The sequence below is a fragment of the Methylobacterium aquaticum genome, assembly GCF_001043915.1.
Lineage (GTDB): Bacteria > Pseudomonadota > Alphaproteobacteria > Rhizobiales > Beijerinckiaceae > Methylobacterium > Methylobacterium aquaticum.
Map to the genome: position 1 here is coordinate 1 of NZ_LABX01000467.1, position 1,663 is coordinate 1,663.

The 1,663-nt window shown below is 75.5% G+C and carries 2 protein-coding genes; both read right to left on the bottom strand.

Annotation, left to right across the window (positions count from 1 at the left end; translation table 11 throughout):
* On the bottom strand, positions 1 to 1,353 hold a 1,353-nt coding region (locus VP06_RS33275), incomplete at its 3' end, for an AtzE family amidohydrolase (RefSeq protein ID WP_048468110.1).
* A gap of 11 nt (positions 1,354 to 1,364) precedes the next feature.
* Positions 1,365 to 1,580, bottom strand: coding sequence for a DUF4089 domain-containing protein (locus VP06_RS33280; protein WP_048468109.1), 216 nt, complete (start codon positions 1,578 to 1,580; stop codon positions 1,365 to 1,367).
* Positions 1,581 to 1,663: the final 83 nt, after the last annotated feature.

The window sequence follows — 1,663 nt, forward strand, 5'->3', positions numbered from 1 at the left end:
CGCCTCGATCGCCCCGGCGACCCGCAGCGCCAGATCCTCGCGCCACGGCGCCGCGATGACCTGCACGGCGAGCGGCAGCCCGCCCCCGATCCGCACCGGCACCGCCACGACCGGCAGGCCGATGAACGAGATCGGCTGGGTAAAGACGCCGATATTCGGCCGCGCCGGCACGGTGACGCCGTCGAGCTGCATCGTCGCCTGGCCGATCCTGAGTGCCCGGCACGGCGTGCAGGGGGCGAGGATCACGTCGACCTCGTCGAACAGGGCCAGCACCCGCTCGCGGTACCAGCGGCGGAAGCGATGCGCGCGATGGACCCATGCCGCCGGGATGGTGGTGCCGGCGATCAGCCGGTCGCGCACCGCCGGGTCGTAATCGCCGGGGCGCTCGCGCAGGCGGTCGAGGTGGAGGCCCGCCGCCTCGGAGGCGCTGGTGATGAAGGCCGCGGCGCGGGCCCGGGCCGCTTCCGGGATCTCGACGGTGCGGGAGGCGCCCACCGCCTCGGCGGCGCGCGCGACGGCCGCGAAGCAATCCGGCTCGCCGCCCCGGGCGAAATAGCCGCCGGCCACCGCGATGCGCAGACCCGTCGTGCCCTTGGCGATCGCGTCGCCGACCGGCTCGGGCGGGCGCGGCGCCTGCCAGGGATCGTCGGGATCCTCGCCCTGCATCGCGTCGTAGGCCACGGCCAGATCGGCGACCGAGCGGGCCAGGGGGCCGAGATGGTCGAAGCTCGCGACGAACGGGAACGAGCCCGCCCGCGACAGCCGGCCGAAGGTGGGCTTGAGCCCGAAGGTGCCGCAGAAGGCCGACGGCACCCGGATCGACCCGTTGGTGTCCGAGCCGAGGGTGAGGGGCACCATCCCGGCCGCCAGGGCCCCGCCGGACCCGCCCGACGAGCCGCCGGTCATCCGCTCGGGGTCGTGCGGGTTGCGCGAAGGGCCGTCATGGGCGTTCTCGCCGGTGAAGTCGTAGGCGTATTCCCCCATGTTGAGGGCGCCGACCAGCACCGCGCCCGCCGCCTCCAGCCGCCGCACCAGGGCGCCGTCGCGGGAGGCCGGGGGGCGCTCCCGGTTGATCTTCGAGCCGGCGCGGGTCGGCAGGCCCTCGACGTCGAACAGGTTCTTGACCGCGAAGGGCACGCCAGCGAGCGGTCCCGCCGCCTTGCCGGCAGCCCGGTCGGCGTCGATCGCCGCGGCCCGGGCCCGGGCGCGCGCCGCCGTCACGTCCGTGAAGGCGTTGAGATCCGGGTCGCGGGTGGCGATCCGCGCCAGCGCGGCCTCGACGGCCGCGGTGGCGGTGAGCCGGCCCGCCGCCACGGCGGCGGCGATCCCGGTGGCGGTGTCGGTCGTCGTCATGCCGGCCTCCGTCATGCCCGGAAGACCGGCGCCGGCTCGACGGAATCGTCGAGGGGGAAGTCCAGCACCAGCCGGGCCGCCGCCGCCGTCGCCTTGACGTTGGCGATCACCGTCTCGCGCCATTCGGGCGCCATCGGGATGCCCACGAGCGGCATCATCGCGTCGACGACCGCACCGGCGGCCTCGTCGTCGAGGGGGAGGGCGGGAGAGGGGGATGATGTCGTCATGGTCGGCCCTCACACGGGTGGGTGGGGAATCGCGGCGAGCAGCGCGCGGGTGTACTCGGCTTGCGGCGCGTCCAGCACCGCGT